The sequence below is a fragment of the Flavobacterium sp. genome (assembly GCF_004295795.1).
Lineage (GTDB): Bacteria > Bacteroidota > Bacteroidia > Flavobacteriales > Flavobacteriaceae > Flavobacterium.
Window position 1 is genome coordinate 12,977 of record NZ_SEBR01000010.1, and the last position, 19,290, is coordinate 32,266.

Consider the following 19,290-nt stretch of genomic DNA (forward strand, 5'->3'; position numbering starts at 1 on the left):
ACATCAGTTGCAGAAACGATTTTTGCCCTTTCGTCAAATTGGGTTAACTTTAAAGTAAAATCTTACGAATTATGAATGTGATACTCCGATTGATAGCAACCGCATTGTTAGTGATGCTACTTTCTTACTTTCTTCCCGGCGTTGGCGTCGACGGATTTTTCTCGGCCATGGTCGTCGCAATCGTCCTGGGTTTGCTGAATCTTTTCGTGAAGCCCATACTTGTGCTTTTCACGCTTCCAGTGACGATTCTCACTTTCGGATTGTTCCTGCTGGTGATTAATGCCGTCGTAATTATGATGGTCGATTATTTCGTCGACGGATTCCGCGTCACATCTTTCCTGACGGCCGTCTTGTTCAGCCTGATATTGTCGGTCGTGCAATCGCTTATTTTTTCGTCCGGCAAGGACTGATCGCCTGAAATTTTACCGTTGCTTTAACTTGTGGCTCAAATTAAAAAATACTACTTTTGCGCCCAATTTTAGCACGTATACACATGAATATCACGAGAAATAACGTCGACGCTTTGAATGCCGTCGTTACGGTCGAAATGAAAAAAGCCGACTACGAGCCTCAAGTGGAGAAAGTACTTTCGGATTATCGCAAGAATGCCAACGTTCCGGGATTCCGCAAAGGTCAGGTTCCTATGAGCCTTATCAAGAAACAATACGGCAAAGCTGTTTTGCTCGAGGAAGTCAACAAATTGTTGCAGGAAAAGTTGAACCAATATCTGGTTGACGAAAAGCTCGAGATTTTGGGTAATCCGTTGCCTAAAGTGAACGAAGATTTCAATTTGGACAATGAAGATTTCACTTTCGAATTCGAACTTGGGCTTGCTCCGACGTTCGATGTCGATTTGGCATCTGTCAAAAATCTGACACAATATAAAGTGGTTGCCGATGACAAATTGCTCGACGACCAGGTTTTGCGCATCCGCAAGCAATACGGGAAAATGATCCAGAAAGACGAAGTTGCCGACGGTGACGACATCACCGGAACATTCACCAACGAAGAAAAAGGGATCAACGCTCCGGCGACTTTTGCAACCGATGTTTTCAAGAACAAAAAAGAAGCCGCAAAATTCAACGGCAAAAAAGTAGGTGACGTGGTGACTTTGGCCACGAAAGGTTTGTTCGACGACGACCACAAATTGATGGATTTCCTCAAAGTGGGACACGATGATGTTCACGGACTCGATATCAACGTCGACTTCAAGATCGAAGAAATCACGACTACTGAACCAGCCGAATTGAACGAGGAATTGTTCCAAAAGCTTTTCGGAGAAGGTGAGGTCGCCAATCTCGACGAGCTTAAGAACAGGATCAAACAAGATGCCGAGACGCAATTCGCGGTTCAGGCCGACCAAAAATTCCTCAACGACGTGACCGAAGCTTTGTTGGCAGGTACGACGTTCGATCTTCCGTCGGAATTCCTTAAAAAATGGATTCAACAAAATGGCGAAAATCCACTTACTGCAGAGCAAGCCGAAACAGAATACAACCGATCTGAAAACGGACTTCGCTACCAATTGATCGAAGGAAAAATCATAACCTCGAACGGATTGCAGATCACTTTCGACGATCTGAAAGACTACACTAGCGTGCTAATCCGCAAGCAAATGGCGCAATTCGGACAAATGAGTCCAACTGACGCAGACGTCGACGGAATCGTGATGCGAGTGCTTTCGAACCAAGAAGAAGTGAAGCGTCTGAGCGAGCAGGTCATGAGCGAAAAAATGCTGAATCTGTTCAAGGAAAAGGTAAAAGCCAAGACGAAAGAAGTTTCTTACGAAGACTTCGTTAAAGCAAGCTACGGCGAATAACTTTGTAAAAAAAGTAGTATATTTGAGCGCCTAAATCCTGTGATTTAGGCGCTTTTACTTTCCATAAAGCATCTAAAGCTCAAACAACTATGAATTACGGTAAAGAATTCAGGAAGTTCGCCACGAAACACCATGGCGTGAACTCCATGTACTACGATAAAATCGTCGGTGCCATGACGCCGACAAACATGACTCCTTATATCATCGAAGAAAGACAGCTCAACGTTTCCCAACTTGACGTTTTTTCGCGTTTGATGATGGACAGGATTATTTTCCTCGGAACAGGTATCGACGACCAGATCGCCAATATCGTGCAAGCACAGCTTTTGTTCCTTGCAAGTGTGGATTCGGGCAAAGACGTCCAGATCTACATCAATTCACCAGGCGGAAGCGTTTATGCAGGTCTTGGTATTTATGACACGATGCAATTCATCCAACCCGATGTGGCTACGATCTGTACAGGAATGGCAGCTTCCATGGGTGCGGTTTTGCTTTGCGCCGGGGCAGCCGGAAAACGTTCGGCTTTGCCACATTCACGTGTCATGATCCACCAACCTTCAGGCGGCGCCCAAGGTGTTGCGACAGATATGGAAATCAACTTGCGTGAAATGCTCAAATTGAAAGAGGAACTTTACAAGATCATTTCCGATCACTCCGGACAATCGTTCGACCGCGTTCACAAAGACAGCGAGCGCGATTATTGGATGAAAGCCGATGAAGCCAAAGAATACGGCATGATCGACGAAGTTTTGAGAAGAAACGTATAAGTCGGGAATCAATATCGGGGATGCCAATTTCTGATATCCGATCCGAATTAAACTAAACAGAAGGCTTGGAAACATTGGTTTTTCCATTGGTTCCAAGCTTTTCACATCTGACAAAAAAACATGGCAAAAGAAGTATTGGATTGCTCATTTTGCGGTAGGAAAAAGCCCGAAACCAATTTGCTGATCGCCGGCATTAGCGCGCACATTTGCGACAAATGCATCGAACAGGCTCACGGAATCGTACTTGAAGAACTCAAATCGAGCGGACATTCGAAAATCTCGAGTGACCTCGTCTTGAAAAAACCGCGTGAAATCCGTGCATTTCTCGACACTTATGTGATTGGGCAAGACCAGACCAAAAAGGTCATGTCGGTAGCCGTTTACAATCACTACAAGCGTTTGATGCAAAAAAACCACGATGATGAAGTGGAAATCGAAAAGAGCAACATCATCATGGTAGGACAAACCGGAACAGGGAAAACCCTTGTAGCCAAAACGATAGCAAAGATGCTCGACGTGCCTTTGGCAATCGTAGACGCAACGGTTTTGACCGAAGCCGGATATGTTGGTGAAGACGTAGAAAGTATCCTCACGCGTTTGCTGCAAGCCGCCGATTATGACGTGGCCAAAGCCGAAAGGGGAATCGTTTTCATTGACGAAATCGACAAAATTGCGCGCAAGAGCGACAATCCTTCGATCACACGCGATGTGTCGGGAGAAGGCGTTCAGCAAGCTTTGTTGAAATTGCTCGAAGGAACGGTCGTGAATGTTCCGCCAAAAGGTGGGCGAAAGCATCCGGACCAAAAATTCGTTGAGGTAAACACCCAAAATATCTTGTTTATTGCCGGTGGCGCTTTCGACGGGATCGACCGAGTGATCGGAAAACGCCTCAATCGTCAGGCTGTCGGGTACGGAGCCGCGAAAGGACACGACGCGATTGACCAGGAAAACCTGTTGCAATACATCATTCCGAAAGATATCAAAGACTTCGGACTGATTCCGGAGATCATCGGACGTTTGCCGGTTCTCACGCACATGGATCCGCTTGACCGCGAGACTTTGCGAGCAATCTTGACCGAACCGAAAAACGCGCTCATCAAACAATATCAAAAGTTGTTCGCGATGGACGATGTCGATTTCAATATCACCGAAGAGGCGCTTGATTTCATCGTAGACAAAGCTTTGGAATACAAACTCGGAGCGCGCGGACTTCGCTCGTTGTGCGAGGCGATCCTAACCGATGCCATGTACGATTTGCCAAGTTCCGACGAGAAAATCCTCAGGATCGACCGCGCTTACGCAGAAGACAGCCTAACGCGCAACCTTCTGAAAAGGCTGGAAATCGCATCTTAATTATTACGGTTATACGTTAATTCAAAAAAAATCCTGCTATCAAGGCAGGATTTTTTTGTTTCGGTAAAATCAGATTTTCTTTGGGTTTTAGGTAACACCTTCGGTACGGTCCGCATCCATATCGCTTTGGTCCGCACGAAATAAACAATATTCCGGCGGTAGCGATCATCATCATCTTTTTCATTCTGTCGGTTAAAATTATGTAGCCTTGGAGAACTGCATTTCCTTGAGCTTTTCGAGATAGTCGCGCTGGTTCGACAATCTCGGGATTTTGTGTTGACCGCCGAGTTTGCCTTGGTCGCGCAACCAATCGTAGAAAAGATTCGGGCGTGCAGTGTTGAGGATTAACGCATTGAGCGTCATATTATTGTATCGCTTGGCTTCGTAATCTGAATTTAAGGTTTGCAGCGTTTCATCGAGCACTTTCGCAAAATGGCTCGGATCGACCGGCGGATTTCGGAATTCGACCATCCACTCGTGTGCGCCTTTTTCTTTTCCGTCCATGAAGACCGGAGCGACGGTGTAATCAATGACTTCGACTCCGGTAATTTCGCAGGCTTTCGCAAGCGCGGCATCGGTATTTTCGACCATCAATTCCTCCCCGAAGACATTTATGTGGTGCTTTGTTCGTCCCGTTATCCGGATGCGATACGGACTAAGCGACGTGAATCGCACAGTGTCGCCAATCAAATAGCGCCACAAGCCCGAATTCGTCGTAATGACAACTGCGTAATTCTTGTTCAGCTCGACATCGGCCAAACGGATGGCTTTCTCGTTCGTCGTCCCAAAAACAGCCATCGGAATAAATTCGTAGAAAATGCCGTAATCCAGCATTAGCAGCAAATCACTCGAACCGTTTTGATCCTGGATCGCGAAAAATCCTTCGGAAGCATTGTAAATTTCGTAGTACTGAAAGCCTGTTTTCGGAAGTAATTTTCGGTATTGTTCGCGATAGGGTTCGAAACTCACGCCTCCGTGAAAGTAGACCTCGAGATTCGGCCACAACTCGTGTAGGTTCGTCTTTTGATTTTCTTCCAGCACGCGGTTCATCAAGACCAAAAGCCAACTCGGAACGCCCGCGAAACTCGTGACATTTTCCGTTCGGGTTTCGGCAATTATCGCTGCGAGTTTGCTTTCCCATTCGCTCATCAGCGAAGTTCGGTTGCTTGGCGTGGAACTGAATTCGGCCCACATTGGCATGTTTTCAATCAAAATCGCCGACAAATCACCAAAAAACGTGTTGTTGTTTTCGTAAATCTGAGAACTTCCGCCCAAGCGCAAACTCTTTCCGATGAACAATTGGGAATCTTCGTTGTTGTTCAGATACATGCACAGCAAATCCTTGCTGCCTTTGTAGTGGCAGTCTTCGAGCGCTTCTGCCGAGACGGGAATGAATTTGCTTTTGGCATTCGTCGTTCCACTCGATTTGGCGAACCATTTGATTGGCGTGTTCCAGAAAACGAATTGTTCGCCCGTTCTCGTGCGTTCGATCATCGGCTGTAAATCTTCGTACGAAGAAATTGGCACGCGCTCGCAAAACGTTTGGTACGACTTTATCGACGAGAAATCGAATTGCTTCCCGACGGCCGTCAATTCTGCCGCGCGAATCAAGTTCATGAGCAGTTCTTCCTGAACCTCATTCGGATATTTGAGGAACAATTCAATTTGGTGGATGCGCTGTTTGAGCACCCACGACGCAATCGAATTGATAATCGGTAGCGGCATTTGTTTTATCTTTACGCACACTAAAATACTACTTTTTACATGCAGTACGAAGGCACGCTTTCGAAAATGCCGACCGAAATCGGCAATCCCATCCAATATTATCTAGTGTTTGAAGACAGTTTCCTGAACGTTAACCAATTGCTTGGGCGAGACGTGTCGATTTCATTCAAAGGTTATCAGTGTTTGAACTGCTCCAAACGCAAAAAGATTTTCCGACAAGGATTTTGTTACGACTGTTTTTATTCGAGTCCGGAAGTGGGCGATTGGATCATGCGTCCCGAATTGAGTACGGCTCATTTGGGCATTGCCGACCGCGATCTCGAATATGAGTCAAAAGTGCAATTGACGCCACATGTCGTGTATTTGGCGCTTTCGAGCGAGGTGAAAGTAGGAGTGACGCGCAAGACTCAAGTTCCGACGCGTTGGATTGATCAGGGCGCTTGCGAAGCTGTTTCGATTTTGGAAGTTCCGAATCGCTATTTGGCCGGAATCACCGAAGTCGAGCTCAAGAAACATTTCGTGGATAAGACAAATTGGCGAAAAATGTTGCAGAACGAGGTTTTGACTTTGGATTTGTTGGAGGAGAAAACGCGTATTTTCGACTTTTTGCCAGATGAAGTAAAACCGTTTTTCAATACGGATTTGCACGAACATTTGGTCATCAATTATCCGGTTTTGGAACATCCGAAGAAAGTTGTCGGACTAAATTTGGACAAGACGACTTCTTACGCTGGAAAGCTCATCGGGATAAAAGGCCAATATTTGATTTTCTCGGATGGAACGGTTTTCAACGTTCGGTCTTTTGAGGGTTATGTCGTGAATATATCGGTTTAATCCTCCAAAACCTCTATAGAAAAAAGCCGCCACCACCCACCCGTAAATTTAGAGGTAATGAGGTTGTGTCGGATACAGAAAATCTGTAATAAATCTTAAATGAAGGTGTCCGATATTTTGAACAGATCAGTCGATTCTCAAAAATTCCCAACCGTAACCGCGCCCGCCGTCGAAAAAAGGGAAGAAAAAGATCATGCCCTATTTCAGATGTCTTGAATCGGCTAACAAATTGCCTTTTTCGGACAGCCGAATCCTGATTTTGCCATTTTTGTAGAAGTTGCCCAGCAACAGCGGGTAGACAATCGCATTTCTGTTGAACACGAAATAATCGGCCATTATATTTCCTTTCAGAATTTTTTCGTTTTGAATGCTATCTTCCTGGACGAGGCGCACCAATATGCGCGCGCTGTCGACTAACCTTGACGAAATATAGTCGTCTTCCCGGATCGATTACCCTATCATGAAGAAATCCCAAAACAGATCAGCGTTCGTCGGTTGAAAGTCGCTTGAATTTCTCGTTGAACTTTTCGAGGTTTGCTGACTATAACGGCGGTAGCTTTTCGGCATTCTCGACTTTTTTCAAGGACGAGCAGCAAGAAATGAGGATTGCTAAAATGGCCATGAATAAGGTCCTCATGATGGTTTTTGAGTTTTGCGAAATTTCCGGATTGTAGCCATTTTCAAAGACCTAACAAATCTCAAAGATTTGTTAGGTTTGCACGAAGTTAGTCCCTAAAAACCAAAATCAATTACAGGAAATCTGTAAAAAATCATAAAAAAAGCCACTACAGAAAGTGGCTTTCGGTAATCTTATGTCCGAAAAAAATCAATTCGTCTTCGGTTCCTCTTTTTTCTTCTTTTTCCCAAACAAATCAATTACGCCCTGAGCCGCATTTTTGATGTCCTCATTCTTCGTTTTGGGCTTGGTTTTGGTCGTATCGGTTGTACTTTGATTCTGATTTTTGGTATTCTTATTGATCAAATCGGTCAAAGCCGACGTGCCTTGATTCACTAGTTTTTCCTTTTGCGCTTTCACGATCTGATTGGTCAGATTGGTCGCGGCCGACTTCATATCGGTAGCGACTTTCGGATTCGAAAAATTCCCTGTCAAAAGCGCCGTCACCGGAATGTTCTCGATCTTGTTCTGTTCGCCAGGAGACAATTTCGCCAGCAATTTGTTGACGTCGGTACCAAAATATTTCGCCGGAACATCGAATTTCAAACTGTAATTCATCGTCTGGTCAAATCCGTGAGAACCGACGATATCGACTTTCATGTCCTGATATTTCAGTGTGAACGGTTTTAGGTTCACGCGTCCGTTGGTGAATGTCAAAGCCGCTTTGAGATCGTTGAGGTTCAATTTCTGAAGGTCGATAAAACTCACGCTTTCGTCCAATTTATTGAGCAAAGTCGAATTTTTCTCGTTGATCGTGGTCGACAAAAGTTGTCCGGCCAAATCGCCGTTTATCGTGTTGAGGATCGGCGACATTTCCTTCGGATCCAGTTTTCCGGAAACATTGATTTTCGAATTCAGTTTGCCGTTGATCACACCCGCGATCGGAGCGATGCTTTTCATCATCTCGAGTTGCGTGAAAGTCTGTTGAATGTCAACCGAGTTCAAACCCAGATCAACATTGAAAGTCGGAGTCGCTTCTTTGGTAGAAACGTCACCCGTAACAGCGATCAGTCCGCCGAAAATAGTGGTTTTCACGTCCTGAAGTTTGGCCGTTTGATCTTTGATGATGACTTTGCCCGAAACGTTTTTCAGCACCAGATTGTCGTACAAAACCGTGTTGGCTTTCGCCGTCAATGTGCAATCGAGAAACGCAGGAATCTTCACGGCTTCTTTCGGCTGTTGGGTTTTCTGTTCCTTTTTCGGATCGGCTTCGGTTATGAAATCGGAAACCGCGAATTGGTTCGAAGTCAGGTTGAAATTGCCTTTCAGAGTTTGGTTTTTGAGCAGGAATCCGTAGAAATTGTCGAGTGTTCCAGAAAGTTTCATGTCGGTTTTTCCAGTTGTCGCGTCGAGTTCCTGAAGGGTGATGCGCGAAGGATTGAACTGCACGACGGCTTTGTTGACATTGATCGCCTTGTTGTCGGCATCGACATATTTGAATCCCGTAAGCGCCAAATTTCCGGAGTTTTGCATGTTTTGGTATTGGCTGGTTTCCACCGATTTCATGTCGAATTTCGTCACGACGTTTGCATCCAAAATGCCCGAAAGTGGTTTGTCAAGTTTCACCGGATACGCTTTTGTCAGATTCGCCAAATTGATCCGTCCGTCGAGTTTCGCATCGACAAGCGGGTTTTCCGACAGGTTTTTGACAGTGGCCTTGGCATTGAAAACGTCTTGGTCGATTCGGAAAGAAAGCCTGTCCAGATTCACGTAAGTGTCGTTCATCAAACCCGTTTCGTTGATGATTTTGGTATCGATCACTATATTTTGAACCGACTTCGGCAAATCGGGATACTTGAATGACGCGTTGTTGGATGCGATCGCGATGTTGAATTTCGGAATGGTCGTGTCGGACAAAATCCCTTTCGCGAATCCTTCGACCTTGAAATCGCCCGTCGTCTGTACGTTCGCCAAACTTCCAGAATAGGCCGACGGGATCAATCCGAGGAAATTCTGGAAACCCGAAACCGGCGTCTTGAACGTAAGATCGTATTGTTGGCCGTTGTCCAAAAGTTGGATGAATCCGTCGAATTCCAAAGGCAATTTATTGATTAGCGCCTTATTTTTCTTGAACGAATATTTGCTGTTTTCGAGGTCGATCCCAAGCACGGCGTCCAAATTCAAATTCACTTTATTCAGATAATTCACTTTGTCCATGTCCAAAGAGACCACGGTCGAGGTTTTGGTGTCGAGATCGAGTTTTTTAGCCGCGAAATCTCCGGTTCCGTTGTGGTTCAAACTATCTAGCACCAATTTGATCTTCGAGCGTTCGTCGTAATACTGGAAGCGATAGTTCTCGATTTTGTATTCCTGGACTTTTAGCGATAACGGATCGCCTTCGTTCTTGTCTTTGTTTTTTTCTTCGGCATTTTTGATCGCGATGTCGAAATTGCCGAGTCCGTCTTTGTTGAACAAAATATTTACGACGCCGTTTTTGGTCGAAATAGACTCGATGTTCATGCCTTCTTTCGCATCCTTGAACAGTTCCTTAACAGACATTTTGAGGTTAACTTCGCCCAAATAAACCAAAGTATCGCCCGCAAAAGGCGCTTTGTTGATGATCGAAAGTTTGTCTATCGTGACATTTGCCTGCGGAAAACTCTTGATCAGACTCAAATCTACATCTTCAAAAGCGACTGTCGCATCGACATTCTTGTTGATGGTTTCGACAATCATCTGCTTGATTTTGTCTTTGAAAAGGAAAGGTGTTGCGACTAAAAGCGCGATGAGAACCAGAAGAACGATTCCGGTCCATTTGAGGATTTTCTTGACCATGTTGCGTGTGTTTGGAGTAAACAAAAACTCCCGATACTTCGGGGCATCGGGAGTAAAACTAGTCCATTTTTTTAACATTTGCCGAGGATCGGCTTTACTTTTAAGAACAATTTAATTTCGGATTTTGAGGCTGAGAGTCAAGAGTCGAGAGCCAAGATTGTGTCGACAAATTCGTGGATTGTTCTTTGGGGTGTTTTCCTGACTCCGACAAAGTCTATTGTCTATCCGTCTATTATCTATCCGTCTATTATCTATAATCTTGTCCTTAGTGAATATCTATCTTCACAGGAAGCAACGCCTGAACACCTTTGCGTTCAGTCATGCGTTTGGCCTGTTGCAACACTTCGTAATTCTCGGCGCCAAGCTCTTCTTTGAGCAATTGTTCCTTGGTTTTGGCGAATGGAAATCCGGCTAGCAAATCGGCGAGTTTCTTGTCGTATTCCGGGAAATCGACCGTTTTGTATTCCTTGATCTTGGCAAGTTTTGCCGCTTCCTTGATCGCGTCGTCCATTCCGCCGATTTTGTCCACAAGACCAATTTTCAAAGCTTCGGCTCCGGTCCAAACGCGACCTTGCCCAATAGAATCGACTTGAGCGACTGTCATTTTTCGGCCTTGAGCCACTTTCGAAGTAAACGTGCCGTAAATGCGCTCGATCTCGCCTTGCATCAGATTCCTGAAATTTGCGTCAAGCGGAACGAAAGGACTGTAACCCGAAGCATTCGCGTGCGTGCGGACTTGCTCTGCGTTTATCCCGATTTTGGTCGACAACTTCGTTACGTTCGGAAGCGTTCCAAAAACACCGATCGAACCCGTAATCGTACCATTTTCGGCAAAAATCGTATTGGCGTTGCAAGAAATATAATAACCGCCGGACGCTGCGTAATTTCCCATGGAAACCACAACTGGTTTGGTCTTTTTGGTCAATTCGATTTCTCTCCAGATCAAATCTGAAGTCAGTGCGCTTCCGCCCGGACTGTCCACGCGAAGCACGACAGCTTTCACGTTGTCGTCTCGTCTGGCTTCCTGAAGTGAGCGCTTGATTGAACCTTCGCCAATATAACTCACGTCGCCTTCACCGCTCAAAATCTCGCCTTGAGCGTACACGATCGCGATTTCGTCATCGGCAAAATTCGATGGCGTCATGGCCACATTTCTTGCATAATCGAGCAAATCGACTTTGTTGTATTTTTTGTCCTTGTCAACTTTCAGACGTGTTCGGATCGCATCGTGATATTCGTCCTCATAAGCAACTTTGTCTACTAAATTCGCGGCTTTCGCCATTTCGGGCGTCCTTGCGCCAAGGTTGTTGGCGAGTTCGTTGAGTTTTTCAACCGGAATTTTTCGGCTTTCCGAAATCTCGCTTACGATCGAACTCCATATAGAATTCAACATCGCCGTCAATTGCTCGCGGTTGGCCGGACTCATTTTGTTGTCCAGAAACGGTTCGACAGCACTTTTGTATTTTCCGTGGCGGATGACTTCCATCGTGATTCCCGATTTCTCCTGGAAATCCTTGAAAAACATGACTTCAGTCGCCAAACCTTTGAAGTCAAGATCGCCTTGCGGATTCAGGTAAACGACGTCAGCCACAGAATTCAGGTAATATTCCTTTTGCGAGTAAGAATTGTTGTAAGCCATAACGAACTTGCCCGATTTCTTGAAGTCGATCAACGCGTCGCGAAGTGCTTTTGTTTGGGCGATTCCAGTTGTCGTATTGTCGTTCAGGATCGAAATTCCCTTGATTTTGTCGTCGTTTTTGGCTTCAGAAATCGCGGCGATGACGTCAGAAACACCAACAGATTTTGAATCCGAAAAAATAGTGACCAAAGGATCGCTGAATTTTCCGGCGTAGTCGTTATTGACTTCTTTCATGTCGAAAACCAGAACCGAGTCTTTTCGCACTTCGACCGCATCAGAATCGCCTCCGAAAAGCGCACTGATGAGAATCAGTAGGAAAAAAGAACCCATAAAGAACAAAAATATACCGACGACGGTCGCCAATACGTTGCTGAGGAATTTCATAAAATGTTTTTTGTGTTAGTGATTCGCGCGCGGAATTCGTTACAATTTGGGTTGGTAAACCTTTGTGAAACTTATCAACACAGGCGGCCAAAGATAAGTTTATTCTGTTAATTTGTGGCCGATATGAATGCGCAACATCAGGTAGTTTTGGCCATCGGAAGCAATCAGGGCGATCGTCTCGAACTTGTGAAATCGGCTATTTCGTACATTCACGAACACATTGGCACGGTGATCCGGGTTTCGAAACTTTACGAGACGCCGGCTTGGGGTTTCGAAGGCGAGGCTTTCTACAATTGCGCGATCTTGATGCACACGACGCGTCCGGCCCACGAAATTCTCGACCTTGTTCTTGAGGCCGAAATCAATTTGGGTCGCGTGAGAAGCGACGAACCAGGTTATCAATCTCGGCTTATCGACATCGACGTGATCACGTTCAACGAAGACATAATCACGTCCGAAAAACTGCAAGTGCCGCATCCGCTTATGCAGGAACGCCTTTTCGTGTTGTTGCCGATGCGCGATCTGAACCTCGATTGGCGCCATCCGATTTTCCAGAAATACCTGCATGAATTGCTCAGGATTTCAGAGGACAAAAGCGTCTGCAAAGTCGTCGGGAATCTCGATTCGCCTTTGAAGGAAATCGCTTTGGAAAACTTCCGATACATCGCCATCGAAGGAAATATCGGTGCAGGGAAAACGACTTTGGCTTGCAAGATCGCCTCTGATTTCAATGCGAAAACCGTTTTGGAGCGTTTTGCCGACAATCCTTTTTTGCCGAAGTTTTACGAAGACCAAAACCGATACGCGTTTCCGCTCGAAATGTCGTTTCTGGCCGATCGTTTCCAACAAATTTCAGACGATTTGGCACAATTCGACCTATTTCGCGACTTCATCATTGCTGATTATCACATCTTCAAGTCCCTGATTTTTGCCAAAGTCACGCTTGGCGACGACGAATATCGCCTTTACAGAAAGTTGTTCGAGATCATTTACAAGGAAATGCCAAAGCCGGATTTGTACGTGTATTTGTATCAGAATACCGACAGATTGCTCGAGAATATCCGAAAACGCGGACGCAGTTACGAGCAGGAAATCCCGGCCGAATACCTCGATTCGATCAATCGTGGCTATCTCGATTACATCAAGTCGCAAACAGATCTGAACGTTTTGGTCATCGATGTCTCGGACAAGGATTTCGTCAAGAATCAGCAAGATTACGTCTACATTCTCGATCAGGTCAAATCCAAAATCCCCAACTAACGTTTCAGTGAAAAGTGTCCGCGGATCGTAGGAATTTGCGTGCCCGATTCGAACACGAACCAATAATCGTCGCTCGGAAGTGCTTTGCCGTTGTAAGTTCCGTCCCAAAACAGACTCTCGCGATTCAGCGTTTTGATAAACTTGCCGAACCTGTCGTAAATCTGGGTCGAGGCTTTCGGATAGAAAATCATTCCATTTACTGTCCACAAATCGTGGAAACCGTCGGTGTTCGGTGTAAAATAGTCCGGAATCACTATTGTTTTCGTATACGGAAAATCGTCGCCTCCGCAACCGTGTATCGATTGCGCATAGAGTGTCGTGATGTCTGAACCCGAGATCACGAAAACCGGCGAATTCTGCCAGTTCACGCCGTCGAGCGAATATTCGAAATCGCCCGAATTGCTTGTTAAGATCGTGAGTTCATTCCCATAAAGAACCGCTCCGATTATCTCCGGAATATTTTTCTGCAAAACCGTGAAAGTCTTGGTCGCGCTGCAATTCGCGGGCGCCGGAGTGGTTACCGTGACCGTGAAAACACCTTGTCCAAAAACCGCGATTTGCTGCGAAGTTTGGCCCGTTGACCACAAATACGAAACGCCGGTGATTCCCGCGTCCAGAATGGCGCTTCCGTTTTCGCAAATGCCTACGTTCGGTTCGTCCTGAACTTGCGGAATCGGGTAAATGGTGACATCGACAGCAACTCGCGCGCCCGGGCAGGAATTGCTCAAGACTTCGGCATAGTAAGTCGTCGACTGGTTCAAAACCGGAGTCGTGAACGAATTTCCAGTGGCGATCGAATTTCCGCCTGTGGCCGTCGTATACCAATTGATTGTGCCAGAACTAGCCGTGGCCGAAATTGTTACGCTGCCTTCGCAAGAGGCCGCGTTCGTCGTCGAAGTGATCGTGGGAATGTCGTTTATGGTAGCCGTTACCGGATTTCGTGTTCCGGTCGTGCAACCCACATCGTAAGCCGATGCGAAAAATATCGTGGTTTGGTTCAGGATTGGTGTCGTGAAATTGCTTCCCGTTGCCACGATATTGCCGCCCGTAGCCGCGTCATACCAAGTCACTGATCCGTTTTGGGCTTGTGCGCTTAAAGTCAATGACGAAGATCCGCAGCCTGTTGCGCCCGTCGTCGCCGAAATCGACTGAATTACCATCGAAGTCGTCGCTGAAATATTTAGAATCGGGTCGCCCGGCATTCCGCCATATTCGACGATAAAACCTTTCGGGACATAATCGCCTCCGCCACCTTCGTCTCCCAAATCGTTCCAGGAACCGTAAATCCCGACGCCCGGCGCTGTAATGTGTGCATAATCTTCTTCGTCGAAATTGTTGGGTTCGCCATTGTTCCAGTTCGCGTAATTCGGGGTCGATCCGTTTGCTACGCCGTTCCAGAAGATGGTTCCGGCTTCCGGTCCCGTCATCCATTTCCAGACGCCTTCGGTTTCGGAATCGCTTCCGCCTATCCAACCTGTTCCGCTGGATTGTTCTCCGCACAAAGCTGCTTCGTCGGCCGCACCGATTGTCGCCAAATAACCCTGGAGCCCGTAATAGGTCATGTTTTGGGCGGCGACCCTCGCATCTGTCCACTTGATGTTGAGGTTTGGGATGAATTGGTAATAGTGTCCGGTTGATGGCAGATAATTGGCATTTCCGGCAGTAATCGAAAAAGTGCGGTTTCCCGACGGATTCGCAGCCGAACTCGAGAAAACGATGTCCTCGATCGCCGATTCGAATTGGGCGTAAGTCACCAACTGTCCGGCAACGGCGCTTGTCATCGTAAGTTTTCCGGTGCTTGTGTTCCAGGTTGTGCTTATGGTGGGATGGTTTCCGGTCAAAGTCAGCAAGTCGGTTCCGTTTTGGTATCCGACAGAAATCTGGACGTATATCGCGATTGTGCCGATGTCGTCCGGATCGGTAATCGTCATGTTGTTCACGATCTTGTTAGGCGTTCCCGGACAATAGGCGTTGAATCCGACGGCGCTCAGAGTTGGCGGAATATTGCCTTGCGAAAAAGCATCCACACTTGGGAAAAGTCCGAAGACAAACAAAAGAATGGAAGCAACTTTTTCATGCAGAAAGATCTAGCTACGGAGTTTACAAAATATATCCCAAACGACAATGCCGGCCGAAACCGAAATATTTAGCGAGTGTTTCGTGCCAAGCTGCGGAATTTCGATCACGCCGGCACAAACCTCGATGGCTTTCTGGTTTACGCCAAAAACTTCGTTTCCGAAGACGAGTGCATAAGTCGTATTGGCTTCTGGCGTAAATTTCTCGAGCGAAATCGAATTCTCGACTTGTTCTAGCGCATACGTTTTGACGCCTTTTTCCTTCAGTTTGGAAATCGCCTCGACAACGTCTTTTTCGTGTTCCCAAGCCACGGTTTCGGTCGCGCCCAGTGCCGTTTTGTGGATTTCCTTGTTTGGAGGTGTGGCCGTGATTCCACACAGGATGATTTTTTCGATCAGGAAAGCATCGGCTGTCCGAAAAACCGAACCGATGTTGTGCAAGCTTCGGATGTCGTCCAAAACCAAGATCAAAGGTGTTTTTTTTGCCGATTTGAAGTCCAATACAGATAATCGGTCAAGTTCGCTGTTGTCGAGTTTACGCATTATTTTTTTGGATAATAGATGATGGACGGATAGATAATAGACGATAACCTCAAAGTCGACAACATCCGTCTTAATAAAAAAAGCTTCCCGGTTAAGAGAAGCTTTTCAAATTATAAGTAAGATTTATTAGCCTTTCGGAGCATCAGTTTCAAGGACAGTTCCCTTGATAGTCAAAACTTTAGGTTGCTCAGAAGCGTTTGAAGTAACAGTTACGGTCTTGGTGAAAGCACCAACGCGCTCCGTAGCATATTTGACTCCGATAACTCCTCTTGCACCTGGCATGATCGGTTCAGTGGGTTTTGTTGGAACCGTACATCCGCAAGAGCCGGTTGCATTAGTGATGATAAGTGGCTTGTTTCCGTTGTTGTTGAAAACAAACTCGCGCTTTCCATCAGCGTTTTTGTTTATTGTTCCGTAGTCGATAGTCTCGTTTTCGAACACGATTCCAGGACCTTCAACTTTTGGAGCATTGGCAGCAGGCGTAGCTTTCTTAGCTGTAGCCTTTTTGGTCTGGGCTTGGGAAACCGTTAGCCCACCGATAGTTAGCATGGCCAACAAAAGGTATTTTTTCATGTTTTTATGGTTTTAAAAAGTGACGGACAAATTTATTGAAAAATTGCAGACACGTCTTGATTAACGTCTTAAAATTAATTTAATTTTTCGGTTGAAGTCGGCAATGGCAAAAATCGTAAATTCGCCAATCGATTTTTTTTACCCTAAAACCCTAGAATTTTGGCAGTCAAACAGAAAGAAGCGAAGGAAACGCCGCTCATGAAACAATACAATGAGATCAAGCGAAAATATCCCGACGCTTGCCTTTTGTTTCGCGTGGGCGACTTTTACGAGACTTTTGGTGAAGATGCGATCCGCGCGGCGAAAATTCTCGGAATCGTGCAAACCAAGCGAGGTGCGGGCTCTGAAACCGAAACCGCGTTGGCCGGATTTCCACATCATTCGTTGAATACGTATCTGCCAAAATTGGTAAAAGCCGGATTGAGAGTCGCCGTATGCGATCAGCTCGAAGATCCGAAAATGACCAAGACGATCGTGAAGCGTGGAGTAACCGAATTGGTAACGCCCGGAGTTTCGATGAACGACGAGGTTTTGATCTCGAAATCGAACAACTTTTTGGCCGCGATCCATTTTGGGAAAAAATTGCTCGGAGTGTCGTTTTTGGACGTTTCGACAGGCGAATTTTTGACTTCACAAGGAAATTCCGAGTACGTCGACAAATTGCTGCAGAATTTCAGTCCATCCGAGATTTTGGTTCCGAAGGCTTGCAAACAGGATTTCCAGGCCTTGTTCGGACAAAGTTTCCACACTTTCTATCTCGAGGATTGGGTTTTCAAGCACGATTACGCGTTCGAATCGCTCAACAACCATTTCAGGACAACATCGCTAAAAGGTTTCGGGATCGACGAGTTGCCTGACGGGATCGTGGCGTCGGGTGCGATTTTGTATTATCTGTCAGAAACACAACACAATAAATTACAGCACATTACCGCGATCCAGCGCATTGCCGAAGACGCTTATGTTTGGATGGACCGCTTTACGATCCGCAATCTCGAGTTGTATCACAGCTACAATCCGAATGCCGTTACGCTTCTCGACGTGATCGACCGCACGCTTTCGCCTATGGGCGGACGTTTGCTCAAACGCTGGCTCGCGCTTCCGTTGAAAGATGCCGACAGGATTCGCAATCGCCATCAAATTGTCGGTTATCTGAAGGATAACTCAGAGGTGCTCAAAAATATCCAATTTCAGATTAAGCAAATGAGCGATCTGGAGCGCCTGATCTCGAAAATCGCCACGGGGAAAGTTTCGCCACGTGAAGTCGTTTACCTCAAGGATTCGTTGAACGCGATTGTTCCGATAAAAGAATTGGCTTCGAAAAGCGACAATGAATCGGTAAAGAAAATGGGAGAAAACCTTGACAGTTGCGACGATCTGCGCGCGAAAATTGCACAAATGCTCAATCCCGAAGCGCCGGTTGCGATCGCGAAAGGAAACGCTATTGCCAAAGGCGTGAATCCGGAACTCGACGAATTGCGCGCGATTTCGACATCGGGAAAGGAATTTCTGGAAAGGATCGAGAAAGCCGAATCGGAAAGAACCGGAATTTCATCGCTCAAAATTTCGTTCAACAATGTTTTCGGTTACTATATAGAAGTCCGGAATGCGCACAAAGACAAAGTTCCGACCGAATGGATCCGGAAACAGACTTTGGTGAACGCCGAGCGCTACATCACCGAAGAACTCAAGGAATACGAATCGAAGATTTTGGGTGCCGAGGAGAAAATCCAAAAGCTCGAATCGGAACTTTTTGAACAATTGGTTTCGTGGATAGCGGGTTATATCAAGCCTGTGCAAATGAACGCGAACTTGGTGGCGCAGCTTGACTGTCTGTCGTCTTTCGCGCAATTGGCCATCGAAAACAAATATGTGCAACCTACGATCGACGAATCTTTCGAACTCGAAATCAAGGACGGACGCCATCCGGTTATCGAAAAACAACTTCCGGTTGGAACGCCTTACATCGCAAACGACGTTTATCTCGACCGCGACAATCAGCAGATCATCATGATCACCGGACCGAACATGTCTGGTAAATCGGCGATTTTGCGTCAGACGGCGCTTATAGTCTTGCTGGCGCAGATGGGAAGTTTCGTGCCGGCCAAAAGCGTGCGCATGGGAATTGTCGACAAGATTTTTACGCGTGTAGGCGCATCGGACAATATTTCGATGGGCGAGTCGACGTTTATGGTTGAAATGAACGAAACGGCTTCGATTTTGAACAATCTGTCTGACCGAAGTTTGGTGCTTTTGGACGAAATCGGCCGCGGAACCAGTACTTACGACGGAATTTCCATAGCTTGGGCAATCGCCGAATATCTGCACGAACATCCAGGGAAACCCAAGACTTTGTTCGCGACGCATTATCACGAGTTGAACGAAATGACCGAAATCCTTCCGCGAATCAAGAATTTCAATGTTTCGGTGAAAGAACTCAAGGACAATGTTTTATTTATCCGAAAATTGGTCGAAGGCGGAAGCGCGCACAGCTTCGGAATCCACGTGGCAAAAATGGCCGGAATGCCGCAAATGGTGATTTCGAAAGCCCAGAAATTGCTCAAAAAACTCGAGAAAGATCATTCTGGCGAGGCTTTGAACGGAAATATGGTCAAGGAAGATGAACTGCAACTGAGTTTTTTCAATCTCGACGATCCGCTTTTGCTTGAAATCAAGGAAGAGATCCTGAGTACGAACATCGACAACCTCACGCCGGTCGAGGCTTTGATGAAGCTCAATGAAATCAAGCGAATGTTGACCAAAAAATAATTTTGTGTTATCGTTCCCGAAATCAAGAGATTAGAAATCGGAGATAATTTTTTCTTTGAAAAGACTTGCGTTTTTGGTTTATTGTCTTAAATTTGCCTCCG

General features: G+C 46.1%; 13 protein-coding genes. 7 read left to right on the forward strand and 6 right to left on the reverse strand.

What is annotated here, in order from left to right; all coding sequences use genetic code 11:
- Positions 1 to 71 precede the first annotated feature (71 nt).
- The 4 genes from EOO49_RS09840 to clpX all read left to right on the forward strand — a co-directional run bounded on the left by EOO49_RS09840 (position 72) and on the right by clpX (position 3,939).
- The gene (locus tag EOO49_RS09840; RefSeq protein WP_290845156.1) at positions 72 to 410 is read left to right on the forward strand and encodes a phage holin family protein; all 339 of its coding nucleotides are present in this window, start codon (positions 72 to 74) and stop codon (positions 408 to 410) included.
- Positions 411 to 493: 83 nt separating this feature from the next.
- Positions 494 to 1,819, forward strand: a complete 1,326-nt coding sequence (tig, locus tag EOO49_RS09845) for a trigger factor (RefSeq protein WP_290845158.1) — start codon at positions 494 to 496, stop codon at positions 1,817 to 1,819.
- 89 nt (positions 1,820 to 1,908) lie between these two features.
- Positions 1,909 to 2,586 carry an ATP-dependent Clp endopeptidase proteolytic subunit ClpP gene (gene clpP / locus EOO49_RS09850; RefSeq protein ID WP_290845159.1) on the forward strand — a complete coding sequence of 226 codons (678 nt, stop codon included), beginning with the start codon at positions 1,909 to 1,911 and terminating at the stop codon, positions 2,584 to 2,586.
- 120 nt (positions 2,587 to 2,706) lie between these two features.
- Complete coding sequence (clpX, locus tag EOO49_RS09855) at positions 2,707 to 3,939, forward strand: ATP-dependent Clp protease ATP-binding subunit ClpX (RefSeq protein ID WP_290845161.1); 1,233 nt, start codon at positions 2,707 to 2,709, stop codon at positions 3,937 to 3,939.
- A gap of 198 nt (positions 3,940 to 4,137) precedes the next feature.
- Here clpX and EOO49_RS09860 read toward each other — a convergent pair whose 3' ends face one another.
- Positions 4,138 to 5,664, reverse strand: coding sequence for a GH3 auxin-responsive promoter family protein (locus EOO49_RS09860; protein WP_290845163.1), 1,527 nt, complete (start codon positions 5,662 to 5,664; stop codon positions 4,138 to 4,140).
- Positions 5,665 to 5,703: 39 nt separating this feature from the next.
- Here EOO49_RS09860 and EOO49_RS09865 point away from each other — a divergent pair, with 39 nt between their 5' ends.
- Entirely contained in the window at positions 5,704 to 6,498 is a 795-nt protein-coding gene (locus tag EOO49_RS09865; RefSeq protein ID WP_290845165.1) for a DUF2797 domain-containing protein, read from the forward strand.
- Between the two features lie 826 nt (positions 6,499 to 7,324).
- On the opposite strand, the gene EOO49_RS09870 is transcribed toward EOO49_RS09865, so the two are convergent.
- Entirely contained in the window at positions 7,325 to 9,949 is a 2,625-nt protein-coding gene (locus tag EOO49_RS09870) for an AsmA-like C-terminal region-containing protein (RefSeq protein ID WP_290845167.1), read from the reverse strand.
- 265 nt (positions 9,950 to 10,214) lie between these two features.
- Positions 10,215 to 11,972 (reverse strand): signal peptide peptidase SppA, encoded by a 1,758-nt coding sequence (gene sppA / locus EOO49_RS09875; RefSeq protein WP_290845168.1) that lies wholly within the window; start codon positions 11,970 to 11,972, stop codon positions 10,215 to 10,217.
- A gap of 123 nt (positions 11,973 to 12,095) precedes the next feature.
- On the opposite strand from sppA, the gene folK reads away from it, so the two are divergent.
- Entirely contained in the window at positions 12,096 to 13,232 is a 1,137-nt protein-coding gene (gene folK / locus EOO49_RS09880) for a 2-amino-4-hydroxy-6-hydroxymethyldihydropteridine diphosphokinase (RefSeq protein WP_290845170.1), read from the forward strand.
- On the opposite strand, the gene EOO49_RS09885 is transcribed toward folK, so the two are convergent.
- The 3 genes from EOO49_RS09885 to EOO49_RS09895 all read right to left on the reverse strand — a co-directional run bounded on the left by EOO49_RS09885 (position 13,229) and on the right by EOO49_RS09895 (position 16,423).
- Positions 13,229 to 15,259 (reverse strand): T9SS type B sorting domain-containing protein, encoded by a 2,031-nt coding sequence (locus EOO49_RS09885; RefSeq protein WP_290845172.1) that lies wholly within the window; start codon positions 15,257 to 15,259, stop codon positions 13,229 to 13,231. The two genes, folK and EOO49_RS09885, sit on opposite strands and share 4 nt — an antisense overlap.
- A 60-nt stretch (positions 15,260 to 15,319) precedes the next feature.
- Entirely contained in the window at positions 15,320 to 15,850 is a 531-nt protein-coding gene (locus EOO49_RS09890) for an RNA methyltransferase (RefSeq protein WP_290845175.1), read from the reverse strand.
- 126 nt (positions 15,851 to 15,976) lie between these two features.
- Positions 15,977 to 16,423 (reverse strand): DUF1573 domain-containing protein, encoded by a 447-nt coding sequence (locus EOO49_RS09895; protein ID WP_290845177.1) that lies wholly within the window; start codon positions 16,421 to 16,423, stop codon positions 15,977 to 15,979.
- A gap of 159 nt (positions 16,424 to 16,582) precedes the next feature.
- On the opposite strand from EOO49_RS09895, the gene mutS reads away from it, so the two are divergent.
- Positions 16,583 to 19,189, forward strand: coding sequence for a DNA mismatch repair protein MutS (gene mutS / locus EOO49_RS09900; RefSeq protein WP_290845178.1), 2,607 nt, complete (start codon positions 16,583 to 16,585; stop codon positions 19,187 to 19,189).
- Positions 19,190 to 19,290 lie beyond the last annotated feature (101 nt).

Bases quoted from the DNA above. Each gene is read 5' to 3' on its own strand.
- EOO49_RS09840 (WP_290845156.1), top strand. From the start codon at position 72: ATGAATGTGATACTCCGATTGATAGCAACCGCATTGTTAGTGATGCTA.
- tig (WP_290845158.1), top strand. From the start codon at position 494: ATGAATATCACGAGAAATAACGTCGACGCTTTGAATGCCGTCGTTACG.
- clpP (WP_290845159.1), top strand. From the start codon at position 1,909: ATGAATTACGGTAAAGAATTCAGGAAGTTCGCCACGAAACACCATGGC.
- clpX (WP_290845161.1), top strand. From the start codon at position 2,707: ATGGCAAAAGAAGTATTGGATTGCTCATTTTGCGGTAGGAAAAAGCCC.
- EOO49_RS09860 (WP_290845163.1), bottom strand. From the start codon at position 5,664: ATGCCGCTACCGATTATCAATTCGATTGCGTCGTGGGTGCTCAAACAG.
- EOO49_RS09865 (WP_290845165.1), top strand. From the start codon at position 5,704: ATGCAGTACGAAGGCACGCTTTCGAAAATGCCGACCGAAATCGGCAAT.
- EOO49_RS09870 (WP_290845167.1), bottom strand. From the start codon at position 9,949: ATGGTCAAGAAAATCCTCAAATGGACCGGAATCGTTCTTCTGGTTCTC.
- sppA (WP_290845168.1), bottom strand. From the start codon at position 11,972: ATGAAATTCCTCAGCAACGTATTGGCGACCGTCGTCGGTATATTTTTG.
- folK (WP_290845170.1), top strand. From the start codon at position 12,096: ATGAATGCGCAACATCAGGTAGTTTTGGCCATCGGAAGCAATCAGGGC.
- EOO49_RS09890 (WP_290845175.1), bottom strand. From the start codon at position 15,850: ATGCGTAAACTCGACAACAGCGAACTTGACCGATTATCTGTATTGGAC.
- EOO49_RS09895 (WP_290845177.1), bottom strand. From the start codon at position 16,423: ATGAAAAAATACCTTTTGTTGGCCATGCTAACTATCGGTGGGCTAACG.